Genomic DNA, 24,754 nt, shown 5'->3' on the forward strand with positions numbered 1-24,754 from the left:
TTAACCCTGCGTTTTTATTCGGTTTATGGTGTTATTTCAGTCTACATTGCCGGAAATGGTCAGGAGATTGCAGTTTGTAAGAAAGTAAAAACAAACCGCATCACCGTTGCACATCCGCACTGTCGTTTAACTGCGGTTTACTTTGCGCCGGGTCGCCGGACTGCGGCGCGTTGGCCGGGTCGAAAATGTGGTCGAGGATCGCGCGCGCGGTCGGCCCCGCCACCACGCCGTCGCCGCCGCCGTTTTCCAGGATCAGCGCCATTGCCACCCGCGGGTTTTTATACGGGGCGAACAACGTATAGAAGATGTGATCGCGCAGCCGCACCGGGATCATTTTGGCGTTGTAGGTCTGGTTTTGCTTCAGGCTGAACACCTGCGAGGTGCCGGATTTGGCGGCGATCTGGTAAGGCGCGGTATGGAACAGCTTGTAACCGGTGCCGTTCGGCAGGTTGGCCATGCCGTACATGCCGTTGCGCACGATACCCCAGTAAGGCGAGTTGGGATCGCCAATCTGCGCCGCCTGCATCGGCGGTTGGTAGCGCGTCACGCGGCCGCCCTGCTGCAGCGAATACAGCAGATGCGGTGTTTTCACCTGGCCGTTGTTGAGCAGCGTGGTCAGCGCTTTCACCATTTGAATCGGCGTCGCCACCCAATACCCCTGGCCGATGCCCACCGAGACCGTATCCCCCTGATACCAGCCCTTTTTGTGCACCTTCAGCTTCCAGTCGCGGCTCGGCAGCACGCCGCGGTACTCTTCGTTCAGATCAATACCGGTCGACTGGCCGTAACCGAACTGGCTCAGCCAGTGGTGAATGCGATCGATGCCCATCTCATAGGCCACCTGATAAAAGAAGGTGTCGGCGGACTCCTCGATCGCTTTGGTCACGTTGAGCATGCCGTGGCCGGTTTTCAGCCAGTCGCGGTAGCGGCGTTCGGTGCCGGGCAGCGTCCAGGTCGGCGCGCCGAAAAAGGTGGTGGTGGGTGTGATCACCCCGGCGAACAGCGCCGAAACGGCCATGTAGGGCTTCACCGTGGAAGCCGGCGGATACAACCCCTGGGTGACGCGGTTGATCAGCGGCAGATCCGGGTTGTGCAGCAGCGCTTTATAGGCCTGATAGCCGATGCCTTTGACGAAGGGGTTGGGATCGTAACTGGGGCTGGAGACCATCGCCAGGATACCGCCGTCGCGCGGGTCTTCCACCACCACGGCGGCGCGTTGCCCCTTCAGCACCGATTCGATGTACTGCTGCAGCGGCAGATCCAGCGTCAGATAGATGTTTTTGCCGGCCTGCGGCGGCTGCTCCTTCAGCAAGCGGATCACGCGCCCGTGGTTATCCACCTCCACCTCCTGATAACCGGTGGTGCCATGCAGTTCGGACTCGTAATAGGCCTCGATGCCCTGTTTGCCGATATTGCGGTCGGCGGCGTAGTTCTCGCTCAGGCCGGCCTTGTCCAGGCGTTTGAGATCGCTGTCGTTGATCTTCGACACATAACCCAGCACGTGTGCCAGCTGGGCGCCATAAGGATACTCACGCTGCTGATAGGTATCGATAGTCACCCCGTCGAAACGGTATTGGTTAACAGCGAAGCGCGCCACCTCGGTGTCGTTCAGCCCCGCCTTCAGCGTGACCGGTTTGTAGCGGCTGTTGTGGTGCATATCGTCGCGAAACGCACTGATGTCTTCCGGCGTCAGATCGACGACCGGCGTCAACGCCCGCAGCAGCGCCGCCATGTCGGCGACTTTGCTGGGCGTGACTTCGATACGATACAGTGTCACGTTTCGCACCAGCGGAATGCCGTTGCGATCGAAGATCAGCCCGCGGCTGGGCGCGATCGGCAGCATCTTGATGTCATTTTGATTGGAGCGCGTCTGGTAAAAGCCGTGCTGGCGAATTTGCAGCCGGTAGAGGTTGACGATCAGCGCGCCGAAACAGACGACGACCAGCGCCAGCGCCACGGCCGCCCGGCGGATGAACAGCCTCTCTTCCGCAGAGTGGTCGCGAATTTTTTCTTTTAACAGGGCCATGCGGTGCCGGTACCTTTTGCGTCACATTTCCCCGCAAAATCAGGGAACTGAAAAGCCGGCAAGCATAGCGTTATCGGGCGCGCCGCCCCATGAAAAGGTTGCTAATGAAATGGCATAACTGTTTCAGCATATTGGAATGTTACCGGCGGCGATTTTTTCACCGCGCTCCCCATTGAGCCGCCGTTCACCCCAATGCTACAATGTGACCCAAATCACATTATTCCCGTTATTCCCCTCCGCATCTCCCTGTCGGCGCCCTGCCGGATGCGGCTTTTGTTACATAGGATCGAGTTCGATGAGTACCATTGCCACCGGTTTAATCATGATGCGCTGGGAGTTGCTGAGCGCCGTGATGATGTTCTTCGCCAGCCAGTTAAACGTCGTTTGCCGTAAAACCAGCCGCAATGGCATGGCGTTCATGTTCAGCAGCCTGGGCCTGTTTACCGCCTGCTGGTTCGTGATGGGGCTGATGGGCATCCATCTCACGCTGGAAGCCTTCACCCAATTCTGGTCGTCGGCTTGGGATCGCTACGTAGACGTGGTCAGCACCATGCCGGTCGATTGGCCGATGCCATAACCTCGCCGCACGGGCGGCCCGGCGATTATTCCGCGTCCGTTGGCGGCGCCGCCGCCAGCCGCGCCATCAACGCCCCCGCTTCGATCAGCTGCGCCTGTTCTTGCTCCGTTAAACAGCTTTCCATCGCCGCCAGCAACCACGCCTCGCGCCGGGTGCGGCTTTGCTGCAGCAGGCCCAGCCCGGCAGGGGTCAAGCGCACCCGCACCCGGCGTTTGTCTTCGGCATCCGGCGTGCGCACCAGCAGCCCGTCGGCCTCCAGCTCCCGCAGTGCGGCCGCCAGGTTAGAGGAACGCATACGCTCCGACTCCGCCAGCAGCGACGGCGTCGCCTCGCCGCCGTGGCGATCGATAGCTCCCAGCAGCATCAGCTGGGCCCAGGATTTTTCGTCGCTGCGCGATTCGCGCCGCAAACGGCGCACCAGCGACATTAACTGCGTGCGCAGCAGCGTCACGTCTTCAGGATGATCTTTTTTCATTGGCATCAATAGATAACGATAGATTTGTCCGTACTTTCACACCGAGACCGGGTACGGTCAACCGAAATTGGCGGCCGAAATATGCCAGCTCGCTATTGGCGGGTGCCGGCGTTGAGCGGCAACACCGCGTGCACCACCAAAGCGAACAGCAGACCGACGCCACCGCCCAGCAACACATTGACCACCCTTTCTGCGGCGATCGACGGCGCTTTTCCGGCAATCACCAACGCGCAGGCGATGCAAGCGCAACGGGCGCCAAACCCCAGGGTATAACGATGAAAAGACACCAAGGTGAGCATCGTCACCACGCTCAGCAGTTCATAACCCACATTGCCATGCGGCATGAGGCTGCCCAGCAAAATACCGATGGGCACTCCCAGCAATGCGCCTGACGCACGCTGGCGGAGTTTGTTGCGTGTACCGGCCATATCGCCGCTGATCACGCTGACGGCCGACCAGATCACCCATTGCCCGTAATCGATGTGTTGCCACTCAACGATCGCCGCCGACAGTGCAACGGCACAACTTACGGCAAGCAAAGCCTCGCCGCAGGGCACGCGAGCGCCAAGCTCATCGCTGCGACGCAGCTGGAGATAATGATGCAGGCGGTCACTCGTCGAGAGCCACGTTAGCCGCCGATGCTCTGCCAGTGCAAGCATCAGCACCGGCAAGACGGCTGCCCCCAGAAAAGGGAGTAGCGCCCAGCCGCATTGGGCTAATGGCGCGCCGGCGCCACCTTCAGCGGTTTCACACGCCAGATAAAGAGCCGGAATAAAAATAAAATTCCCCAAGGATCGCAGCTTGCCGCCGAACGCGGAGATCCCAACCGCCGCCGCCGCTGCCAACACGCACGCCAAAATGAAGATTACCGGCGTGTGCATGGCGCACAGCAGTGCCATAAAGAGCAGCAGCAATGCCGCCGCATGTAGCGCCACGCCGAGCGGCGCCAGTTCAAGGCGCTCGCAAACAACAAACAGCGATATGGTGACCACCGAAGCCTTCAGCCAGTTGGCATTGCCTGTCGCCAGGCTCAGGACCAGCAACGGCGCCAACACCCATGCTCCCCGTCGCAGCTGACGCCAGGCAATTTCTTCACGCAGCGGCTTCACAATGCGCTCAGCTGTTCCAGCGTGACGATATCGGCAATAGTGGCAAGCGTTTCCATCGAGATTCGGTGCTCTTCCGCCGTGGCCGCCGCGCAAGCCTCTTCCAGTATCAGCACCTGATAATCGCGATCGTGCGCGTCGCGCGCCGTCGCCTGTACCGCCCAGGTGCTGCTGACCCCACAGATCACCAACCGTTCAATACGGCGGGCGCGCAGCGTCGCATCCAGATTGGTGCCATAAAACGCGCTGACGCGCGGTTTTACGATGGTTAACTCCCCCAAATCAGACGCTAAATCAGGATGAAAATCCGTGCCCGGCTGGCCCAGTGCGATAGCGCCAAATTGATGCGCCAGCCCAAACATCCGCGAGTATTTGGGTTGATCGACATAGCCGGCCGAGAAACCGACTTTAACCAATATGCGCAGCCAATCCTTGCGCTGCGCGAGAGACAATGCGCTATTTGCCCGCGCGATAGCATCGCGCTCAATGACCTGCTGCGCCGAGCGCGCAATTTTTCCTTCCGGGTGGGAGATATCCACGATGTAGTCCAGAGCGATCAGTGCGGTATTCATAGAAAGCGTCTCCTTGCCGCCGACACGGCGAAATGGGTAGAGAGAGTGTGGCGCCGCCGGATTGTTGAGCGGCTTGGTGGAGTAGCTTAAAATAAATACCTATGATAATATAGCTATTAATTCATAGCGAAATGTAACAACGCCGCCGACGAGCTTTACGTTTTCTCACGCATTTCCCCCGCGCCGGCCAGTTCGCGGTGTTATTATTATCTTGCTTAACAAATCCCTCCAAATTCAAAGTGGTACGACAAGTCGATGGAAGCGTGGAAAGTCAATCTGATCTCGGTCTGGCTCGGGTGTTTCTTCACCGGGCTGGCGATGAGCCAAATCCTCCCTTTTCTGCCGCTGTACGTCGAACAGCTCGGCGTCAGCGATCATCAATCCCTCAGCCTGTGGTCCGGACTGGTGTTCAGCGGCACCTTTTTGGTCTCGGCGGTGGTGTCGCCGCTGTGGGGCAGCCTCGCCGACCGCAAAGGCCGCAAACTGATGCTGCTGCGCGCCTCGTTGGGCATGGCGATCGTCATCGCGCTGCAGGGGCTGGCCACCAACGTCTGGCAGCTGTTCGCGCTGCGCGCCCTGATGGGGCTGACGTCCGGCTATATTCCCAACGCCATGGCGCTGGTCGCCTCGCAGGCGCCGCGCGATAAAAGCGGTTGGGCGCTGGGCACGCTCTCTACCGGGCAGATCTCCGGCGTGATCGCCGGGCCGCTGCTGGGCGGGCTGATGGCCGATCATCTGGGGCTGCGGGTGGTGTTTTTCGTCACCGCCGGGCTGATGTTCGTCAGCTTCCTGGTGACGCTGTTCCTGATTAAGGAACGGCGCATCACGGTGAAAAAAGCGGATCAGCTGAGCGGCAAGGCGGTATTCCGTTCACTGCCTTATCCGACGCTGATCGTCACGCTGTTCGTTTGTACCCTGATGATCCAGCTGGCTAACTCGTCCATCAGCCCGATCCTGACGCTGTTCATCCGCGAGCTGTCGGGCGACGTCAGCAATATCGCCTTTGTCAGCGGCATGATCGCCGCCGTGCCCGGCATTGCGGCGCTGATCTCGGCGCCACGCCTCGGGCGGCTCGGCGATCGCATCGGCACCGCGCGCATCCTGATCGCCGCGTTGCTGTTCACCACCGGCCTGTTCGCCGTGATGGCCTGGGTGAATACCCCGCTGCAGCTGGGCATTCTGCGCTTCCTGCTGGGGTTCGCCGACGGCGCGCTGATGCCGGCGGTGCAGGCGCTGCTGCTGAAGTATTCCTCCGATCAGGTGACCGGGCGCATCTTCGGCTATAACCAATCCTTTATGTACCTGGGCAACGTGGTCGGCCCGCTGCTGGGATCGGGCATTTCGGCGATGATGGGGTTCCGTTGGGTGTTCGCCGTCACGGCGGTATTGGTGCTTTGCAATGCGCTGCAGCTGCGGCATCAGTTCAAAAAAGTGGAGAATCAACGCGCGGGATAACGGGGAATGCGGGGAAACGCCTCAAGCAGTGGTGGGACAATGACGCCCATCAACCGTGCCACCACTGCCAAAGGCGGCCGTAGCCTACTCGACGCGGCGGTCATTTCCTATTTATGTAAGTAAATAAAGTGTTACGGGCATGTAGAGGGCCGCCGCAGCGGCCCTTGCGGATCAGAACATGGTATTGTCGTTGGCCGATTTTTCCGGCACATCCTGATTGACGTCCCAATGCTCGGTGATTTTACCCTGATCGTTCACCCGATAAATATCCACGCTGGCGGTGCCGCGATCCTGCGGGTTATTTTGGTATTTGACGTGAACATAGACCAGATCGCCATTGACCGCGCTGCGGTAGATTTTGGCGCTGTACTGCGGATTGTCTTTAAAGGTCTGGCTGAAGAAATCCAGGAACGGCTTGATGCCGTCGCCGACAAACGGGTTATGCTGCTTGTAGTTCTCCACAATCAGCTTTTGCGCCACGCTGATGTCGTGACGGTTGAAGAAGCCCGCGTACAGGTCTTCCACCACCTTCAGCTTTTGCTGAGCATGATGATAACCGCCCTTGCCGGCCGACTTGTAAGACGCCGCCTGATCCGTTGACAGCGCCGGGTAACTCGCCAGCAAACCGCCGACGATCGCACAGGTGATCAATGCCTTTTTCATAACTGCTCCTTATTTTCCTGAGTGACCTACGATTTTCAGCTGCCCTTTCAGATGGGTGAAGCTGCCGTCCTTGGCGGCGATGTTGGTGTACACCTCGCCACGCTCAAAGTCCTCGACATGCGTCACGTTGTCGCCGGACTGCGGTTCATGCCAATAGACCATATAGACCTTCGGCCGAATCTCCACCGCGGTGTACTGCACGGTATCGGTGATGCCCTGCGACGCTTCGCCGATACCGGTGAAGGTCATGGTCTTGTCATCGGTAAAATCCAGCTTGAAGGCAAAATCGCCGAAGGTCACCTGCACCACTTTACCGACCGCAATAAACTGCCCGTGTTTTTCCGTCATCGTCGCCGCCTTACTGTTAGTCAGGGAGGTTTGCGCCGCCGCAGCGGCAGGCAATGCCAGGGGGAAAGTCAGGGCTATCGCCAACGCGATGCCCGTTCGCTTCACTGTTTTCATCGTTCCTTCTCCTTTCCATGGTTGAAAACGAGAATCATTATTATTTCTTAACGGTTGGCGGAAATATAAGAATAATCTCTATTCCCATCAGGCACCTGGCGGCGAAAAAAGCGGGCAAAAAATCGCCGTAAAATGGCATGGCAATAGCGCATTCTGGCCATTGGTTTTTACGCAATGAACGGAATTACTGCTTTCAGGAAGGGAAACCACTCGGGGATTTGATGGGTCTATAGCGCAGATCGCTTTAAGCTAATGCGTATTTGTTCTTAAGCCGCCCACCGCCGGAAAATGGCGGCGAACGGCGTGGCGTTTAACGCAGCCAGGGCGTATAGGTAACGCCAACCAGCAACCCTTCCGGGCTGAGCAAACGGGTAACGCTCTGGCCCCACGGCTCTTCGCGATTGGCGACCAGCAGCCGATAACCTCGGTCGATCAGCCCCTGGGTGGCGGCCGCCATGTCGGCCACGTCAAACTCGATCCACGCCTGCGGCACCGTGAGATCCGCCGGCCAGCGATCGTCGCCAAAACAGGACTGCGCCGCCTGCGCCAGCGGCCACAGGGCAAAATGCTTCACGCCGCCCAGCGCGCCCGGCTCCGACAGCAGATAGGTTTCGTTGCCCGGCATCGGTTTGAGCGGCAGCCCCAGCGCCTCGACATAAAACGCCTTGCTCTCGCCGCTCTCACGCGCGATCGGCCCGAATCCGGCGACAAACAACACGCCCAGCCCGGCAAATTGTTGATCCATGCTGCTCTCCCTTCCGGTTAGCGCCCCTGCCGCACCTGCAGCGGAGCAAATCCATAGGCCGCCTTGAAGCGGTTGCTGAAATGGCTGGCGGAGCTGAAGCCGCACGCCAGCGCGATCTCGGTGATCGGCTGTTGGCTGTGGCGCAACAGCTGTTCCGCCCGTTGCAGCCGCGCGCGCATCACGAACTGATGTGGCGCCAGGCCGGTTGAATGTTTGAACATGCGGGCAAAATGGTATTCGCTCAACCCGGCCTGCGCCGCCAGATCGGCCAGCAACAAAGGCCGATCGAGGTGGCTTGCGATATATTCCCGCACCCGCTTGGCCACTGCGGGTGCCAGGCCGCCGCGCGCCGGCGGCAGCTTCCACTGCAGCTGGCTGTAGCGCTGGATCAGATGCGACATCAGCAGGTTCGACGCGCTGCTGAGCGCCAGCAAATTGGCGCTGTCGCGCCAGTCGCAGTTGAGCAAAAACTGGCGATACAGCAGCGTGATCTGCGGATCTTCGCCGAAGCTGCGCTGCTCCACGTTGATCGCCGCCGGGCTGCGATCCCAGGTCTGCTCCGCCAACTGCCGCAGATGGTCATCGGTGCAGTACAGATGCACGAATGACAGATCGCTGCGCACATCCCAGGTGGAAGCGTACTGGCGCGGCATGATGCAGAAGCGATCCGGCCCGCCGCCGTTGCGCCAGCCGCCCGGCACCTGCTGGTAGCACTCGTAGCCGTCGGCGACGTACAGACTCAGGGTATGGTGGTCGGCGCTTTCCTGCGTGACGCGATCGTTGCAGTTGGACCAGGCGGCCAGCTCCACGCCGGTACCCAGCAGCACGCTGCCGTGCAACCGCGCCTTGTGTTCGCGCAGTGTTTCAAACGCCTGATAGTTGGACATCGCCGGCCCCGTAGTTCGACATGCCGACAGTGTAAAGAGTGGCGCCTCGGCATGCCAGCCGCCGCCCCGCGCTTTTACCAAAAAAAAGCGCAAGAATATGCAACTGGGCGCAAAGCGCTGCAAGCGCCGCCGCGCGCCAAAGCGGATACTGCGCTATCGGTTTTTTCGGAGTAAAGAACATGAATGCGCTGTTGTACCTCGCCGTGGTGCTGATTTGGGGCACCACCTGGATAGCGATTACCCTGCAACAGGAAGGCCCGGTGGCCATTCCCGTGTCGATCGCTTATCGCTTCGCCATTTCCGCTGCGGTGATGTTCGCCGTGCTGTTGTTAACACGCCGCCTGCGCCGCATCGCCCCGCGCGATCATCTGTTCTGCGTGCTGCAGGGCTGCTGCGTGTTCGGCTTCAACTTCTTCTGCTTTTACCACGCAGCGGCTTATATCAGCAGCGGGCTGGAATCGGTGATCTTCTCGATGGCGGTACTGTTCAACGCCCTCAACAGCCTGCTGTTTTTCCGCCAGCGTCCCAGCCCCAACCTGCTGCCAGCGGCGCTGCTGGGTTTGACCGGCATCGTGGCGCTGTTCTGGCAAGATCTGGCCGCCACCCGCATGGCGCCGGAGCTGCTTAAAGGCATCGGCCTGAGCGCGCTCGGCACCTACGGCTTCTCACTGGGCAACATGATCAGCACGCGCCATCAGCGCCGTGGGCTGGATATCTTTTCCACCAACACCTACGCCATGACCTACGGCGCGATGCTGATGGCATTGATCGCCCTGGCGCAGGGCGCATCGTTCCAGATGGAATACAGCAGCCGCTACATCGGCTCCCTGCTGTATCTGGCGATCTTCGGATCGGTGATCGCCTTCGCCGCTTACTTCAGCCTGCTCGGCCGCATCGGCGCCGGCGCGGCGGCCTACAGCACCCTGCTGTTCCCACTGGTGGCGCTGACCATCTCAACGATTTACGAAGGCTACCAGTGGCATTTCAACGCCGTGCTGGGCCTGTGCCTGATCCTGTTGGGTAACCTGGTGATGTTCGCCAAACCGGGGCTGAAATGGCGACGGGCGGGTATCTCAAAGCAAAACTCAACCCTTTGAAGCCATTGGCGAATATCGTTATCATCAGGTTTTGTTGATAACGGATGATGGCAAATGCTCAGAAGTGATGATGTGACACCCCGCGCCTACCAACAGGTGGACGTTTTTACCCGCACGCCGCTGCAGGGCAACCCCGTGGCGGTCGTGCTGGAGGCCGAGGGGCTGAGCAGCGCACAGATGCTGGCACTGGCCCGCTGGACCAACCTTTCGGAAACCACCTTTGTGCTTAAACCGACGCACCCGGCAGCGGATTATAAGGTGCGCATTTTCACCACCGAAAAAGAGCTGCCCTTCGCCGGCCACCCGACGCTGGGCACCGCCCACGCCCTGCTGGAAGCCGGATTGACGCCTAAACGCCCTGGAACGGTGATGCAGGAATGCGGCGTCGGCCTGGTGGCGGTCAATATCCTGCCGGAAGGCACATTGGCGTTCGCCGCGCCCGAAGTAGAGTTCCGCCCAATGGCGGCCGAAGAAACCGAACGGCTGACGGCCGCTTTACGGCCTGCAGTGATTGCAGCAGGCACCCCGCCGGTGATTGCCGAGATGGGCATTCGCTGGCTGATGGTGCGCCTGCCGGACGCACAGTCCTGCCTGGCGGTGGCGCCGGATCAGGCCACGATTAAACGGCTGCAAACGACTTGCGATGTGGATGGCGTGGTGGTTTATGGCGCCAGCTCCGCAACCGAGCCGGCCGATTACGAAATGCGCGCGTTTATGGTGGAGTGCGGCGTTTTGATTGAAGATCCGGTAACCGGCAGCGCCAACGCCTGCCTGGCGCGCTTGCTGCAGGCCAACCGCTTCCCCGACGGCGGCCGGACCGCGCAGGGCTACCAGGTGCGCCAGGGCACCCAACTTAATCGTGATGGCCGCGTGAGCGTGCGCTTTATTGACGACGAACCCTGGATCGGCGGACACTGCCGCACCCTGATTAATGGCACGGTGGGTATTTAATTTTGGGGAGGAAAAAGAGGATGGTGAGCATCTTTTGGGAACGTCAATTAGCAACTCTCAAAGCCTATGTTTAGCTGCTCTTCATTACATAGGTCAACAAACTGCTGAGAGACAATTATCCTTTCGCAATAGATGCTATCCCTGGCAATAAAGAACCCCCTATCACACTTGTAAGCAGGCACATCAATGAGCTTGCTTCCATCTTCAAGTTCTCTGAACGTCGAGGTTTCCTCATCAATAATTGGAAAATAATATGAGCTCACATATTAATTTATAATGATTTTATTGGATTTCACAGTTCCTTCCTCCTCCCACGGCAAATGGAATGAATTATATCCAACAGTTAATCACCATTTTATTTAACAATCTCGAAATCCTTTGATCTATGAAATAAGAAAGCCGAAAAAATTATTTGGCTCTAAAGTCAACAACCGCTCTTCGTCACCCTCCTTATATTCTAAGAAAACCCCTGAGAACGGAGTGTCACTATAATTTACTCCAACTATCCTAACCTCCTGCTCAGTTTTAAATAATTGGGAATAAATTGACATCATAGAAAATTGATCATCCTCATCCACCTCAAACCACGGAGCGATGTTTTCAACTAAATGTGAATTAACAACCCCATCATCATCAATGTAAAATTCAAATATAGTCTCATCTGATATAAAGTAAACTCTGTCATACATCGGGTGAAAAACCGGTGGTGCATCCGAATCTATGTAGCCAGTGACAACTACATCACGCACCCCAAATTTAACTATATGCTCACTAAACTCACTCATATACTCCATAAACTAACGCCAGAATGAAAAATCAGATACGAAAATTTCGTTTATTATCAGCCCACCAGGAATATGATTTATCGCATCGGCAATCTCATCATATGGAGGTGGGAGCATAAACGAAACACCAAAGTCATCATTAATAATGATGGAGCCATTGTATATTTTCTGCGACATCGTCAGCTTGATTATATCTATCACTTTCATTCCGGGGAATATGATTCCATTGTAGCCCCCTTGATAATGAGCATTACATCCAAGTGACAAAATGACACCGTCCTTATCTGTTACGACGGTCAAGGCATTATCGACTGTATATGAATTTCGCTCACTCCCGTCAGGTAGGAAGCGGCTTTTAATCTTAACGCTAAATCTGGAGTGCATCTCATTAATATATAATGAAATATTTTCATTTAGAGCGACATTCCCCATGGAAACACCCGACACAATCCTAGCGTTAAAATCAATCATGTTAGACACCGTAATATTAAATGATTTATCAATGTGTACGGATGGATATTTCAAAATTACCAAGCCTGCTCGCTTGGATATTTCCCCTTATAAATATCACCCCAAAGATTTTATCGACCCATTCGAGCCACCATTATACTTAGATGGCTCTCAATTGAACAACCTATTAGTGCAGAATCATTTGAAAATTAAATGGCTAGCAATTTTCGCACATGCATGTCATTACTAGGCATATATGGTGGATAACGTTCTGAATCTTTATCAGAAACATTTTCACTATTCCCATACATATCTATTTTCTTTCTATTCCCTAAAGCACCATATACAAAATAGGTGTTTTCGAATTTTTTAGCCTGCCCTTCCTGATGCCCTATAATTCTCCACTCACCAGAGATTTTCTTATCAAACAGACTATATGCATCCAAAATTATTGGGTGTGACCCAATTTGTGGATTAGAGAACAGATCATCTGGCACCTTCGGCTCTTTCGAGAACGTATCAAATATTTCTGCCGAGTGACCAATGCTAACCTTAGATATAATCCGCCCAAAACCATACTTTTCATCCGTTAGCTTAAAGCAGAATACATCGCCCGGTTTAATAAATCTGAGCATTGTCCTTGGTTTCTTTTCCCAACCCCAAAATTCGAGTTTATTCATCAACATTTACCCCCTAACCTTTTCTTATTTCCATAAGCATCTTTAAATGCTGCTGCGCGAGGATCTGTACGGCCATGATCGAATGAATTGTATTTATTTCCTCTATTGGTCGAAGATATTTCCTCACCTATAACGCCAGTGCGGGTTTTATATTTCTCTATATAATACTGCTCATAACCACGGGCTTGACCATACTTCACGGCTTCGTAGTTTTAGCACGCTACCGCCCACGCCGTTATTGGTTTAACAGCTAATAGGTTACAGGTACCGACTCGATGGTATGGTGGCATCAAGTAGTCCTGTTTCGTGGTGTTCTATCAACCTAAAGGCGTCGCGCTAACCGGACCAGCACAGGTTGCCCCCCTTCACGGCTAGGATCATCACTCTTGCTACGCCAAACTACCTCTTCAAAAAAGAGTCGTTATTAAAAATCAAAGGTAGCACTGTTTCCATTTTTCAATACCATTATCGTCATCAAGCCACTCTTTTTTATCAATACGCCATTCATCATTTTTTAGATGCAGGGTATATCGATATTTATTTTTAAATCCCGTATGTTGTTGAGTGACAAAAACCGCCTTGTTTTTGTTTATTTCAGAGATTAGCACCTCTTCGCTAGGAGAATATTCTGGTGGTTCACTACAAGATAGGGATGTTTGACGACCTTGCTTCCTTTCCTTCACCGCACAGAACTTATTGAATATCTCATCAAGTTCATCTTTCAACACAACCTTAATATTTTCCGAGTCATCTGCAGAAAGCAGTGGATAGCATCTCATTTCCCACTCATTCATCTTCATTATGAAATTAGTTAAAACATTTCTTGCTACTTCTACCGTTTCCATAACTCACCCCTATCAGCTCGTAAATATTCGGCCAAGTACTTTTTGACCGTTTTGGAATACATCGTACTGTATCGATGTTGGTCTTGCACCATCATTAGCATATTTGAAAGTCCATTCAATATCGACCGCACCTTGCTTATTTATAAATTTACGAACCGAGTCCTCAAATGTCCTATACTGCCCACGATTCACTCCTGGTAACTGCGGGAATACATTGCCCTTTCCACCTTGGCCCCCAGCACTTTTGCTAATATATGCCCCGCATCATCTGTCTGATATCCCATAGCCCTCGCAGCATCACGAGCACTCGTATTAACTGCAGTGCCTGTTTTGAGATCTGCTGGTGTTACAGTTGCCTTGGCTGAGAGTATTGTAGTGCAGACCGCTTTCGTCGTCCTGATATTGCCCGGCGTAGCGCAGTGGCTGCTGATACTGCGCGCCCTGCCGCTTCGCCGCGCCGGCCACCGTCTGGCTCTGAAGCTTGCCGATTTAGCTCATCACTTCATAGAAATAAACTTTCATCCACGCCAAGCACTTTCGTTTAAAGTCTCACCAACTTTTTTCATTTTTTATAGATATGTTATTATTGGTTATATCAAGGCAGAGATAGAAACCCAGCGTAGATTGAAAATATACACATTTGCCAGTATCTATAACGTTAACAAAAGGGTTAGAGGTTGTTGAGTACATAAACCATTTTAATCTATTAATTCCATCTGTACGTGCAATAAACCCTTCATTGCCCATTTCACCCTCACCACATAACAAGAAATCACCGTCAGGAAGTTGCACCTTGTTATTCACTTGAATCTCTGACCACACCTCGTCATACTGTTCAATCAATGCATTCAATGTTGTCTCATTACCTAATGAAATTTTATACTCCTTATTAAAGGTGTCTTTAAATTTATAATTCATCTCGAATTCAATGTCTATTTCTCTTACGACACCTACATCATTAATGATTACATCTAATCCGATCAGTTGATTGTCTTCCCACTTACTCTGCATTTCTTTAGCTATCATTTGCAACTCCCCGTTTTTTTGTTCTTGCTAACAATTGTTGGCTTTTTAGGTGTTCCTGTTGCTGGCAACTGGACTCTAGGAACATCAGAATTCTTAGGTTTAGAGTTCAGTTTTTTATTGAGATTACTCCCATACGTACCTCCAGTTGCTGGTGGTGGTAACGGCTCAGATAAATTAACTCTCTTAATCGGTACAGATTCTACATTAGCCATTTGTGCTGCATATAATCTGCGGTTGTCTAGAGATACTAATTGTCCATCCACTTCGGCAACATTCAATGGTCCACTTCGATTCCAATCCCAATTGTTATTAGACATATCATGTATATATCCAGTTACGTTATCAGATATATATGCTTGAGAATAATTTAACGACGAAGGATTAACCCATTCAATACTCAACCCAAACGGATCCACCCACATCAGCGGGTTCGGCGCATACTGATACAGGTTCAACCCTCCACGCAACCCTATCGGATCCTGCGTGGTGAAACGCCCCACTTCGGGTTCGTAGTAGCGGAACAGGTTGTAGTGCAGGCCGCTTTCGTCGTCCTGATATTGCCCGGCGTAGCGCAGTGGCTGCTGATACTGCGCGCCCTGCCGCTTCGCCGCGCCGGCTACCGTCTGGCCCTGCAGCTTGCCGAGGGTGTCATATTGCCCAGACCAGCACAGGTTGCCCGCTGCGTCGGTCACTTCCAGCGGCGCGCTGTTCAGATCGGTGTGATACCAGTAAATATCCGCCGAGCGGCTGTCGCCCGCCTGCTCCAGCGCCGCCAGCGGGCTCCACGGGCTGGCCGGATCGTAGCTCCAGCTGCGGCGGCTGCCGTCGTCGCGCTGCTCCTGCAGCAACCGGTAGCCCTGCCACAGGAAACGGGTCGTCTGTTCGGTTTTGCCCCTGTAGCGCACCGTTTTGCGGCTGCGGCGGCCCAGCGCGTCGTAATGGTATTGCTCGCCCTGCGGGCCGCGGCCGTGCGCCTGCACCTGCCGGTTGTCGGCGATCGGCACCAACGGCAGGTGTGCGAGGATGTCGTTTTGCAGGCTTATTAAACCAATTCATTCTTATTTTTAAAGAACGCCTCGCTGAACCTAATTTTTTAGCATTAAATTATATTGTTTATCCCTCTCCTTCTCACAAGCCATTTTCATTTGAAATTAGACGCTTCCATTTCTCAAGATATCCCTCAAACTCATCTATGCTCGAGACAATCATAGACTCCTCGGTGTACTCATTAAAAATCTCCACACCATTAGGTTTAATAGTTATAGTATGAGAGTTCCCCGTCCCCTCCCAAAATGGCAGAGTTCCAGAGCTTACAAGTTTACAAGCCTCAATAAACTCATTGACGCCATAGACACTTCTTTGGATATCATCCTTTAAAAAGTCAATCAGTATCCTAAAATCACCATCAGCTTCTATAGATGGATAACCGTCATCACCGATAAAAAATCTCATTCCCATCTCCATTACATTATTGGGAAAGCTGTATTAATATTCCCACCAGAATCCAAATAGCCACCAATCTTCACGCCACTAGGAGATATACCTTCCCACTTTCCATTTGACATGACCGTGCCATTATTATATGCCCCACGGACTTCAGTCATTACTTTCTGCCTGTTCCATGATGTTGGGAAAAATGTAGATTCTGGCCCTTTTTGTACCCATTGCCCACTAGTAGAATCGAATATTTCCACTTTACCTTTATATACACCATGAGCGTTTGGTGGTGTCGTGACTTGAGTTACTCTAGCTTTTCCTAGATGCCCAATGCTTCCTTCATGATGGAAACCAACAGCACGACCTCGGCGGTTAATCTCACCATGAAAAATATGTTTAGCGTTTACACTCTGACACCCAGCTAATCCCAAAGGATCAACCCACGTCAGTGGGTTCATGACATAAGCATATAAATTCAACCCGCCTTCCAACCCTATCGGATCCTGCGTGGTGAAACGCCCCACCTCGGGTTCGTAGTAGCGGAACAGGTTGTAGTGCAGGCCGCTTTCGTCGTCCTGATATTGCCCGGCGTAGCGCAGTGGCTGCTGATACTGCGCGCCCTGCCGCTTCGCCGCGCCGGCTACCGTCTGGCCCTGCAGCTTGCCGAAGGTGTCGTATTGCCCGGACCAGCACAGGTTGCCCGCTGCGTCGGTCACTTCCAGCGGCGCGCTGTTCAGATCGGTGTGATACCAGTAAATATCCGCCGAGCGGCTGTCGCCCGCCTGCTCCAGCGCCGCCAGCGGGCTCCACGGGCTGGCCGGATCGTAGCTCCAGCTGCGGCGGCTGCCGTCGTCGCGCTGCTCCTGCAGCAACCGGTAGCCCTGCCACAGGAAACGGGTCGTCTGTTCGGTTTTGCCCCTGTAGCGCACCGCTTTGCGGCTGCGGCGGCCCAGCGCGTCGTAATGGTACTGCGCGTCGAACTCGCCCTGCGGGCCGCGGCCGTACGCCTGCACCAGCCGGTTGTCGGCGTCGTAGCGGTAGTGCTGTTCGTACAGGCCGTTACGCCGGCTGATCAGGTTGCCCCAGGCGTCGTAACGATAAAACAGTTTTTGCCAGTGCGTCAGGCGGTTGTCGGCGATCGGCGCCAGTGGCAGGTGCGCGTCGATGTCACTCTGCGGGCTGCGCTCGCCCAGCAGGTTATCCGCCAGATCGTACACCAGCCGTGCGCCCGGTTTGCCCTGATTGGGTTCGCGGTGTTGCAGCAGGCGGCCTTCGGCGTCGTAACCGTAATGCACTTCGCCGCGCAGCGCGTCGCTCACCCCGGCCAGCTCGCCGCGGCCGGTGTAGCGATAAGCGCGCCACAGCACGCCGTCTTCCGGCCGGGTCAGTTTATCGTGGCCAAAGGCGCTGCTCTGCCAGCTGCGGCGGCCCAGGGCGTCGTAACGCCGCTGCTGCTGCAGCGCGCCCTGGCTGCGGCTGGTTTCCCGGTGCAGGCGATCGCGGGTGAATTCGCTCACCACCTGCTGGTTGAATTTGATGGCGCTGGCGTGGCCGGAGCCGTAATACAGCCACTGCAGGCGATCGCCCTGCGGCAGCGTCAGCGCCTGCAGGTTGGCCAGCGCATCCCACTGGTATTGCAGCTCGCCGTTCACGCCCTGTTCGCCGAGCAGCCGCCCGGCGGCGTCATAGCGCATCTGCACGCTGTCCGGCTCGATGCCCAGCACCGCGCCGCTCGCCGTCGGCAGGCGGTTCAGCTCGCGCAGCCGCCCCATGGCGTCGAAACGGTAATGCCATTCCGCGCTGGCGTTGCCGCGCCAGACCAGTTGCCCGGCCTCGTCGAAGCGGAAGCGCTGTTCGCGCTGCGTCAGCTCGCCTGCGCTGCCCGGCAGGCCGACCTCGCGGTGCTCCTCCAGCAGCCCGGCCGCGCCGTAGCGATAATAGTGGCGGGTGTCGTCCGGGCGCTCTTCGGCCAGCACGCGGCCGACTGCGTCATAGCTGAAGCGATATTCGCCGCCGTTGCCGTTCTCCAACCGCGTCAGCCAGCCCTGCGGGCTGTAGTGATAGCGCCGGGTGCGGTTGATGCGGTCTGTGATGCTGACCGGCAGCCCCAGGGCGTTGTACTGCCAGCGGGTCAGGCTGCCCAACGCGTCCTGATGTTCGGCCAGCTGGCCGTGCGCATTCCAGTTAAAGCGCTCTTCGCCGCCGCCCGGGTGGATCAGGGTGTGCAGGCGGCCGCCGTTATCCCACAAGTAGCGCGTCTGATGGCCTTCGGCATCGGTCTGCGCCGTCAGTTGCCCCAGCGCATCGTAGGTATAAGCCGTGACGCTGCCGGAACAGTCGGTGTAGCGCGTCAGCTGGCCGCGGGCGTCCCACTCCAGCTTCACTTCCCCGCCCAGCGCGTCGATCACACTAGCGGGCAGGCTCTCTTCGTCATCCGGATAGCGGTACAGCGTGGCGTTGCCCAGCGCATCGACATAGCGCGTCGGGCGCCCCAGCGTGTCCCAATGCTGCGCCTCGCTGCTGCCGTCCGGGTAGGCGACGGCGAACAGCCGGCCGCTGTTGCGCGAATATTGATAGCGCGTCACGCGGCCGAGCGGATCGGTCTCCGACAGCAGGCGGCCGTAAGGATCCCATTCGCTCTGGCGCTGCGCGCCGCCGGGCAGCAGCACGCTGCACAGCTCGCCGCGTTGGTAGATAAAACCGTAGCGGCGCTGGTCGAAATCGGTGTACTGCGCCACGTTGTCGTCGTCATCCAGCCGCCACTCCGCCCGTTTGCCGTCGCCGCGCACCGCGCTGCGGCGCCCGCCGGCGAAGTCGTAACCGAACTCAAGGGATTCCCCGGCGCTGTTGCGGTAGGCCGTCACGCGCGGCACGCCGTCGATCTCTTGCCATTGGTATTCGTTCAGCAGCCCGGCGGCGTCCTGGTGGCTGATCATCAGGCCGTCGCGCCAACCAAAGCGGCGCGTCACCTCACCGGCGCGGTTGCTCACCGTCGTCAGTTGGCCCAGCTCATCGTAACCGTAGCGCGCCAGCGTCCGTTCGCCTTCGGCGGTTTGCAGCGCCACTTCGCGCAGGCGGCCCTGCGCATAGTGGCACATCAGGCGCTGCCCGGCGCTGTCCACCAGTTCGCTCAGCAGCCCCTCGTCGTCGTAGAACAGCGAGGTGGCGTTGCCGATGGCGTCGGTGATCATGCTCAGCCGGCTCGGCTGGTCGCCCGCCAGCGGCGGGTAGTGGAAAATCTGTTCGCCGACGTCAAACAGCTGCCAGCTGCCGTCGTCGTTGTGCATCAGCCAGCATTTTTCGGCTTCGCAGTAGGTTTTATGGCCGCGCGGCACCTGCGGGAAAGCGACGAAGTCGCCGGAAGGCGCACGCCACACCAGGCCGTCCTGATACGGCTGCAGGCTGCTCTCCCAGAACAGGTTCCAGCCGCGGCCCAGTACGCCGTCGCCGGGGTTGCCGCTGCGCCAATAGCGTTGCCAGGCGACCGGCAGCCGCGAAGGCAGCACGAAATCGAGATCGTCTTCGCCGTCGAGGAATTTTTGGCCGCTAACGATATCCACCGGCCGGGCGATAATGCCCACGGCGGCGGTGGCGGTCATCAGCGTGCCGGCGCGGCAGGCGATGCGCGCCAGTTTGTTGATGCCGGGCAGCTTGCCCAGCAGTTTGCCCAATGCCCCCAGCTTGCCGGCGGCGCCGCCCACGCCGCCCACCAGGCCGGCGAACAGCAGCGTCAGGTCAGAGACCTTGTACAGCCAATCCGGCACTTCGGGCTTGATCGGCAAGGTGGTGACGGTGCCGCCACCGATAAACACGTTGGGTGAGCCTTCCATCACCTGCGCGTCGCAGTTGGTTTTGTCCCCCACGCGCGAGGCGGGCTGGCCGTTGATACTGACCTTGTCGGAGCCCTGCGCCATCTGCATGCTCGGGCCGTCGTCGCTGCAGGCCACCTGGCTGTTGGTGGCGAGCGCGGCGGGTTTGCCGTTGATGAAAACGTTGGTGGAGCCGGTGACGATATTGCCTTTGGGGGTCAGGCTACCGGCACCGGCATCGGCAATGCCGTCGCGCGCCGCGGTGGCCGCCTCCCCGGTGAGATACCCCACCGCCAGGCTGGCGCCGATGAGCAACACGCCGACGCCGATACAGGAAGCCGCCAGGCCGGCGACGAACAGCGCCCCCGCCGCCAATGCGCCTGCGGCGGCGATCAGGCCGCCGACAATCGTGCCGGCAATCATGCCGGCCAGGGCATGGGAGTGCCCGATAATATCGCCGACGCGAGCCGCTTCGGTCATCGTAAGGTCCTTTTACGTGAAGAGTTCATCGTTATGCCGCCCGGTAGCTGCTCAGCACCTGCAACAGCAGCACGTCGTCTTGCGGCGTCAGCTTGCGCGCCATCGCCAGGGTGAACACCAGCACCCGGCCCTCCGCCAGCGCGAACACCGCCTGGTTTTGCCAGATGCGTTTGCCGTCGCGCAGGTAGCTGGCGCGCACCCATTCACCGGCGACCAGCCCATCGCCCAGCGACGCCGGCTCGCGGCTTTTGAACGCCCAGCCTTTCAGCCCCTGCGCCAGCGCATCAAGCTGGCGGGTGACGTAGCTTTCCAGGTTCTCCGCCGGCTGCAGCGCATCGCGGGAAATATTGATTGAGGGGGAAACGTCATCGCCGGCCAGCAGTACGTTGACGGTGCGATCGGCATAGCCTTCCGGCAAAGCGACGCTGCCTTCGCTGAAAGCGCAGCGGGATAAAGCGGACATGCGAGGATCCTTTTGCATAAATAATGCTTAAGCATCGCATAACTTAGCCTTGAAATAAAACCATCAGAGGCCATCAATGTTGCGCGGCGTGACCGCGTTCACTGTGAAAAAGGCCCTGGCCGGAACCTTGCCTGGAATCAAGTCGTCACATTACAGAATTATCTGAATCCACCGGCGCGCCGACGCCCTGATTGTGGCTATACTCGGCTATCGCCCTTTTCAGGAGATCAGGATGTTGAGATTAACCCGCAGCGCGCTGCTGTGCGCCGCGCTGGCCGCGTTTACCGCCGCCGCCGAAACGCCGAAGTTCGGCCCGGAACTGCAGGGCTTCCACTACCCCTATCCGTTGCAGCAGTTCAGCTTCGCCTCGCAGGGGCAGACATTAAAGATGGGCTATATGGACGTGCCGCCGGAAGGCGCCGCCAACGGCCGCACCGCGCTGCTGCTGCACGGTAAAAACTTCTGTGCCGCTACCTGGCAGGACACCATCAAGGCGCTGAGCAAGGCCGGTTATCGCGTGATCGCGCCGGATCAGATCGGCTTTTGTTCTTCCACCAAGCCGGCGCATTACCATTACAGCTTTCAGCAGCTGGCGCAAAATACCCACGGGCTGCTGCAGAATCTTAAAATCAGCAAGGCCATCGTCATCGGCCACTCTACCGGCGGCATGCTGGCCACGCGTTACAGCCTGATGTACCCGCAGGCGGTGGAACGGCTGGTGATGGTCAACCCGATCGGGCTGGAGGACTGGAAGGCGAAAGGCGTGCCGTGGCGCAGCGTCGATCAATGGTTCGAGCGCGAGCTGAACACCACCGCCGAGGGCATCCGCAACTATGAGCAACGTACCTATTACGGCGGCCGCTGGAAGCCGGAGTACGATCGCTGGGTGGATATGCTGGCCGGGCTGAACAACGGGCCGGGCCACCGCCTGGTGGCGTGGAACTCGGCGCTGATCTACGACATGATCTTCACCCAGCCGGTGTATTACGAGTTCAAGGATCTGCAAACGCCCACCACCTTGATGATCGGCACCGCCGACACCACCGCCATCGGCAGCGATATCGCCCCGCCGGCGATCAAGGCCGCGATCGGGCATTATGACGTGTTAGGCAAACAGGCGGCGAAACTGATCCCGCACGCCACGCTGATCGAGTTCGCCGGGCTCGGCCACGCGCCGCAGATGGAGGAGCCGGAGCGTTTCCATCAGGCGCTGCTCAAGGCGCTGCAACCCTGAGCGCCCGATTGGCGCAGCCGCCGCGCGGCGGCTAAACTTTCAGCTGGCACTCAACGGCAGGAGACAGCCATGCGACAGATTATTGCCAGCGCCTTCGTCAGCCTCGACGGCGTGATGCAGGCGCCGGGCGGGCAAGAGGAAGACCGCAGCGGCGGCTTTCGCTTCGGCGGCTGGACCGCCCCCTACTGGGATGACGCCGTCGCGGAAACGATGGGCGATCTTTTCTCGGCGCCTTTTGACTTGCTGCTCGGGCGGCGCACCTACGATATTTTCGCCGGCTACTGGCCGCAGATCACCGACGAGGCCGACCCGTTTTCGGCCGATATCGCCCGCACGTTCAATCAGGCCACCAAGTACGTCGCCACTCATCACGGCGAGACGCTGGCGTGGCAGAACAGCCAATGGCTGGGGCGGGACATCATCGCCCGGCTGCGCGAGCTGAAACGCGGTCAGGGGCCGGTGCTGCTGGTGCAGGGCAGCAGCACCCTGATGCAACAGCTGCTGGCCAACGACCTGGTGGACGAACTGCGCCTGCTCACCTACCCGGTGCTGCTCGGCGCAGGCAAGCGGCTGTTCGATGAAAACGCTGCGCCGACGGCCTTTACGCTGACCCAATCGGTGGTCTCACCCGGCGGCGTGATCGTGGCCCACTACCGCCGCGCCGGCGAGGTGACCACCGGCGACTTCACGGTGGAAAGCGCAGCGGCCCAGTCGTAAAAAAAGGGCCGTTCGGCCCTTTTCTCTTTCCCCTTCATCACCCTCAGGCAAACAGAATATCGCTCTGCACCACCTGCCCGACCACGTGGATCTTGAAGTCGGCGGCGTAGCTGTTGCTGTGGGTGTTCATCAACAGATCGGTGGTGCCGTTAAGGGCGTCGAAGTTGAGTTGGATTTCGCCTTTCTGGCCGCTGAAGGCGCTGCCGCTGTCGATAAAGCGCAGCTCGCTCAGGCTGTTGTTGAAGCGCAGGCCGGAGAGGTCGATCTTGTCGATGCCGTGCTCGAAGTCTTCAATCACGTCGAACGCCGCCACCGTGGACTCTTTGGCGCTGAGATAGACGAAATAGTCGGTGAAGTTATTGGCGTCTTTGCCGCCCCACAGATGATCCGCCCCCAGCCCGCCGTACAGGATATCGGAACCGGCGTTGCCCGCCAGCAGATTGTCCTGATCGTTGCCGATGATCACATCGCGCCCGCTGCCGCCGATGGCGTTCTCGATGATCGCCCCGCGCGCGATGGCGACGTTCTGCGTGCCGCCGCCGACGCTGGAAAACGCGCCGTCGTTCAGGTTGATCATCTGCTGCTGGCTGTAGCCGGAGAAGTCCAGCGTGTCGTTGCCGCCGGCGTCCCACACCGCGAAGTTGACCGGTTTGCCGTTGTCCGCCGTGGCGGTCAGGAAATCACGGCCAGTGTTGGAATTGAAGCCATACACCGTGTCGCCGGTGCGGGTGTTCATGTTGGCGCCGTACAATTTTTGGATCGCGGCGATGTCATCCACCATCGGCCCATAACCGTATACCCCTTTGGTATCGGCGCCGGTATAACCGGCGTTGAAATAGCTCATGATCGAGTATTGCAGCGAATCCTGATAATAAGCCGCATCGTTCTGGTAACTCGGGTTGCCCAACGACGCGTCATAAGAGCCCGGATGCGCCAGCCCCAGGGCATGGCCCAGCTCGTGGGTGAAGGTCTGGCTGCTGAAGTCGCCGCTAACCGGTGCCTTATGGGTGGCGAAGTTCTTGTTGAACCATACCGTACCGGCGAAGGCGTTATCGCTGCCCGCTTTGGAGCTCGGCGGGTAATAGGCGTAAGCGTTGATGGCATTGGGGCCGCTGCCGGCGGCGGTGCTGCCGTCGGCGCGCTGGGTGAAGTAAGCGAAGGTAATGTCCGCGCGGTGGTTGATGTCGGTGGACGCCGCCGCAGTAAAGGTTACGTTCGCCACATCGGCCCAGGCCTGCATCGATTTCAGCGCCTGAGCCTGCGCCGCCAGGGTCAGCGGCTGCAGCCCCTTGTCACCGTCGCCGGTCTGGCCGATGCGGTTCAGCGCGCTCTGCGTCAGAAAGGAATAGGTCAGCGCCACCGGCTGGTGATACACCTGATCGCCGTTGTGCGTCAGGCCCGGTCGCGTCAGCTGATCGGCGGCGCGATCGAAGCTGAAGTTATCGCGGATTTTGCCCAGGTTGTTGATGGCTGCTCCGCCGCGCTGGTTGCTGTATAGGTTGGCGTTATCCAGCGTAAACAGCGCGCCGTACCCTAACCCATCATAGAGGCTGCCGGGTCGGTGATAGTAAAACTGATAGTTATGATCGTTGGGGGATGTGGCGGACAGGCTGGTGAACTCATCGTCATCTTGCAAAATGTCGTTGTGGCGACTGCTCATTGCATTCTCCTTTTACACAGTAGGAATCCACTCGCTTTGTAAGACTATTCATCAGTCGTTCTAATCTAAGCCATGACTTAGGATTGACCAGTATAGCCATTAACCCCGACGGCGCGAGCCCACGCCGCCGCGCATCATCGCGCCGGGCGTTA

The 24,754-nt window shown here is 57.3% G+C and carries 24 protein-coding genes and 2 pseudogenes; 6 read left to right on the forward strand and 20 right to left on the reverse strand.

Features of this window, described 5'->3' with window-relative positions:
* Positions 1-100: 100 nt before the first annotated feature.
* Positions 101-2,026 carry a penicillin-binding protein 2 gene (mrdA, locus tag AAIE04_RS14665; RefSeq protein WP_211129396.1) on the reverse strand — a complete coding sequence of 642 codons (1,926 nt, stop codon included), beginning with the start codon at positions 2,024-2,026 and terminating at the stop codon, positions 101-103.
* A 295-nt stretch (positions 2,027-2,321) separates the two neighbouring features.
* On the opposite strand from mrdA, the gene AAIE04_RS14670 reads away from it, so the two are divergent.
* On the forward strand, positions 2,322-2,603 hold the full coding sequence (locus tag AAIE04_RS14670; protein ID WP_019456316.1) for a YjcB family protein: 282 nt from the start codon (positions 2,322-2,324) through the stop codon (positions 2,601-2,603).
* Between the two features lie 25 nt (positions 2,604-2,628).
* On the opposite strand, the gene AAIE04_RS14675 is transcribed toward AAIE04_RS14670, so the two are convergent.
* From AAIE04_RS14675 to AAIE04_RS14685, 3 genes are all read right to left on the reverse strand, one after another.
* Positions 2,629-3,078, reverse strand: a complete 450-nt coding sequence (locus AAIE04_RS14675) for a MarR family winged helix-turn-helix transcriptional regulator (protein ID WP_019456317.1) — start codon at positions 3,076-3,078, stop codon at positions 2,629-2,631.
* Between the two features lie 92 nt (positions 3,079-3,170).
* On the reverse strand, positions 3,171-4,187 hold the full coding sequence (locus tag AAIE04_RS14680; protein WP_498577220.1) for an FUSC family protein: 1,017 nt from the start codon (positions 4,185-4,187) through the stop codon (positions 3,171-3,173).
* Positions 4,184-4,756 (reverse strand): cysteine hydrolase family protein, encoded by a 573-nt coding sequence (locus tag AAIE04_RS14685; RefSeq protein ID WP_498577221.1) that lies wholly within the window; start codon positions 4,754-4,756, stop codon positions 4,184-4,186. Before AAIE04_RS14685 ends, AAIE04_RS14680 begins: the two co-directional genes overlap by 4 nt.
* Before the next feature lie 255 nt (positions 4,757-5,011).
* Between AAIE04_RS14685 and AAIE04_RS14690 the strand changes: the two genes are divergently transcribed.
* Positions 5,012-6,211, forward strand: a complete 1,200-nt coding sequence (locus tag AAIE04_RS14690) for a multidrug efflux MFS transporter (RefSeq protein WP_004940721.1) — start codon at positions 5,012-5,014, stop codon at positions 6,209-6,211.
* Between the two features lie 171 nt (positions 6,212-6,382).
* Here the strand turns inward: AAIE04_RS14690 and AAIE04_RS14695 are convergent, their stop codons facing one another.
* The 4 genes from AAIE04_RS14695 to AAIE04_RS14710 form a co-directional block, all read right to left on the reverse strand.
* Entirely contained in the window at positions 6,383-6,874 is a 492-nt protein-coding gene (locus AAIE04_RS14695; protein WP_019456318.1) for a nuclear transport factor 2 family protein, read from the reverse strand.
* A 9-nt stretch (positions 6,875-6,883) separates the two neighbouring features.
* The gene (locus AAIE04_RS14700; protein WP_244889074.1) at positions 6,884-7,336 is read right to left on the reverse strand and encodes a MoaF-related domain-containing protein; all 453 of its coding nucleotides are present in this window, start codon (positions 7,334-7,336) and stop codon (positions 6,884-6,886) included.
* 310 nt (positions 7,337-7,646) lie between these two features.
* Positions 7,647-8,081: a VOC family protein gene (locus AAIE04_RS14705; RefSeq protein WP_498577222.1), complete on the reverse strand. Its 435-nt coding sequence runs from the start codon at positions 8,079-8,081 to the stop codon at positions 7,647-7,649.
* Between the two features lie 17 nt (positions 8,082-8,098).
* Complete coding sequence (locus AAIE04_RS14710) at positions 8,099-8,968, reverse strand: helix-turn-helix domain-containing protein (protein ID WP_019456321.1); 870 nt, start codon at positions 8,966-8,968, stop codon at positions 8,099-8,101.
* Between the two features lie 179 nt (positions 8,969-9,147).
* On the opposite strand from AAIE04_RS14710, the gene AAIE04_RS14715 reads away from it, so the two are divergent.
* Both AAIE04_RS14715 and AAIE04_RS14720 read left to right on the forward strand, forming a co-directional pair.
* Positions 9,148-10,065 (forward strand): DMT family transporter, encoded by a 918-nt coding sequence (locus tag AAIE04_RS14715; protein WP_063919433.1) that lies wholly within the window; start codon positions 9,148-9,150, stop codon positions 10,063-10,065.
* 54 nt (positions 10,066-10,119) lie between these two features.
* Positions 10,120-11,016: a PhzF family phenazine biosynthesis protein gene (locus tag AAIE04_RS14720; RefSeq protein ID WP_498577223.1), complete on the forward strand. Its 897-nt coding sequence runs from the start codon at positions 10,120-10,122 to the stop codon at positions 11,014-11,016.
* Between the two features lie 383 nt (positions 11,017-11,399).
* On the opposite strand, the gene AAIE04_RS14725 is transcribed toward AAIE04_RS14720, so the two are convergent.
* The 11 genes and pseudogenes from AAIE04_RS14725 to AAIE04_RS14775 form a co-directional block, all read right to left on the reverse strand.
* Positions 11,400-11,801 (reverse strand): hypothetical protein, encoded by a 402-nt coding sequence (locus AAIE04_RS14725; protein WP_498577224.1) that lies wholly within the window; start codon positions 11,799-11,801, stop codon positions 11,400-11,402.
* A 12-nt stretch (positions 11,802-11,813) separates the two neighbouring features.
* Positions 11,814-12,272, reverse strand: coding sequence for a hypothetical protein (locus AAIE04_RS14730; RefSeq protein WP_498577225.1), 459 nt, complete (start codon positions 12,270-12,272; stop codon positions 11,814-11,816).
* A 188-nt stretch (positions 12,273-12,460) separates the two neighbouring features.
* Complete coding sequence (locus tag AAIE04_RS14735; RefSeq protein ID WP_498577226.1) at positions 12,461-12,931, reverse strand: Imm26 family immunity protein; 471 nt, start codon at positions 12,929-12,931, stop codon at positions 12,461-12,463.
* Between the two features lie 431 nt (positions 12,932-13,362).
* On the reverse strand, positions 13,363-13,776 hold the full coding sequence (locus AAIE04_RS14740) for an NTF2 fold immunity protein (protein ID WP_498577227.1): 414 nt from the start codon (positions 13,774-13,776) through the stop codon (positions 13,363-13,365).
* A gap of 12 nt (positions 13,777-13,788) precedes the next feature.
* Positions 13,789-13,968 (reverse strand): hypothetical protein, encoded by a 180-nt coding sequence (locus AAIE04_RS14745; protein WP_498577228.1) that lies wholly within the window; start codon positions 13,966-13,968, stop codon positions 13,789-13,791.
* Between the two features lie 177 nt (positions 13,969-14,145).
* A pseudogene (locus tag AAIE04_RS14750) lies at positions 14,146-14,262 on the reverse strand (RHS repeat-associated core domain-containing protein); the annotation flags it as partial.
* Positions 14,263-14,325: 63 nt separating this feature from the next.
* Positions 14,326-14,802, reverse strand: coding sequence for a hypothetical protein (locus tag AAIE04_RS14755; RefSeq protein ID WP_498577229.1), 477 nt, complete (start codon positions 14,800-14,802; stop codon positions 14,326-14,328).
* 395 nt (positions 14,803-15,197) lie between these two features.
* Positions 15,198-15,797, reverse strand: a pseudogene (locus AAIE04_RS14760) (RHS repeat-associated core domain-containing protein); the annotation flags it as partial.
* Between the two features lie 133 nt (positions 15,798-15,930).
* Positions 15,931-16,254, reverse strand: a complete 324-nt coding sequence (locus tag AAIE04_RS14765) for a hypothetical protein (RefSeq protein WP_197668418.1) — start codon at positions 16,252-16,254, stop codon at positions 15,931-15,933.
* Positions 16,255-16,265: 11 nt separating this feature from the next.
* On the reverse strand, positions 16,266-20,528 hold the full coding sequence (locus AAIE04_RS14770; protein WP_498577230.1) for an RHS repeat-associated core domain-containing protein: 4,263 nt from the start codon (positions 20,526-20,528) through the stop codon (positions 16,266-16,268).
* Positions 20,529-20,559: 31 nt separating this feature from the next.
* Complete coding sequence (locus AAIE04_RS14775) at positions 20,560-20,991, reverse strand: DcrB-related protein (RefSeq protein ID WP_498577231.1); 432 nt, start codon at positions 20,989-20,991, stop codon at positions 20,560-20,562.
* A gap of 232 nt (positions 20,992-21,223) precedes the next feature.
* Here AAIE04_RS14775 and AAIE04_RS14780 point away from each other — a divergent pair, with 232 nt between their 5' ends.
* Positions 21,224-22,225 (forward strand): alpha/beta fold hydrolase, encoded by a 1,002-nt coding sequence (locus tag AAIE04_RS14780; RefSeq protein WP_498577232.1) that lies wholly within the window; start codon positions 21,224-21,226, stop codon positions 22,223-22,225.
* Positions 22,226-22,294: 69 nt separating this feature from the next.
* On the forward strand, positions 22,295-22,942 hold the full coding sequence (locus AAIE04_RS14785; protein ID WP_498577233.1) for a dihydrofolate reductase family protein: 648 nt from the start codon (positions 22,295-22,297) through the stop codon (positions 22,940-22,942).
* A gap of 43 nt (positions 22,943-22,985) precedes the next feature.
* Here AAIE04_RS14785 and AAIE04_RS14790 read toward each other — a convergent pair whose 3' ends face one another.
* Positions 22,986-24,602, reverse strand: coding sequence for a serralysin family metalloprotease (locus AAIE04_RS14790; RefSeq protein WP_498577234.1), 1,617 nt, complete (start codon positions 24,600-24,602; stop codon positions 22,986-22,988).
* Positions 24,603-24,754: the final 152 nt, after the last annotated feature.

This window comes from Serratia sp. Ae19-1 (assembly GCF_059801225.1).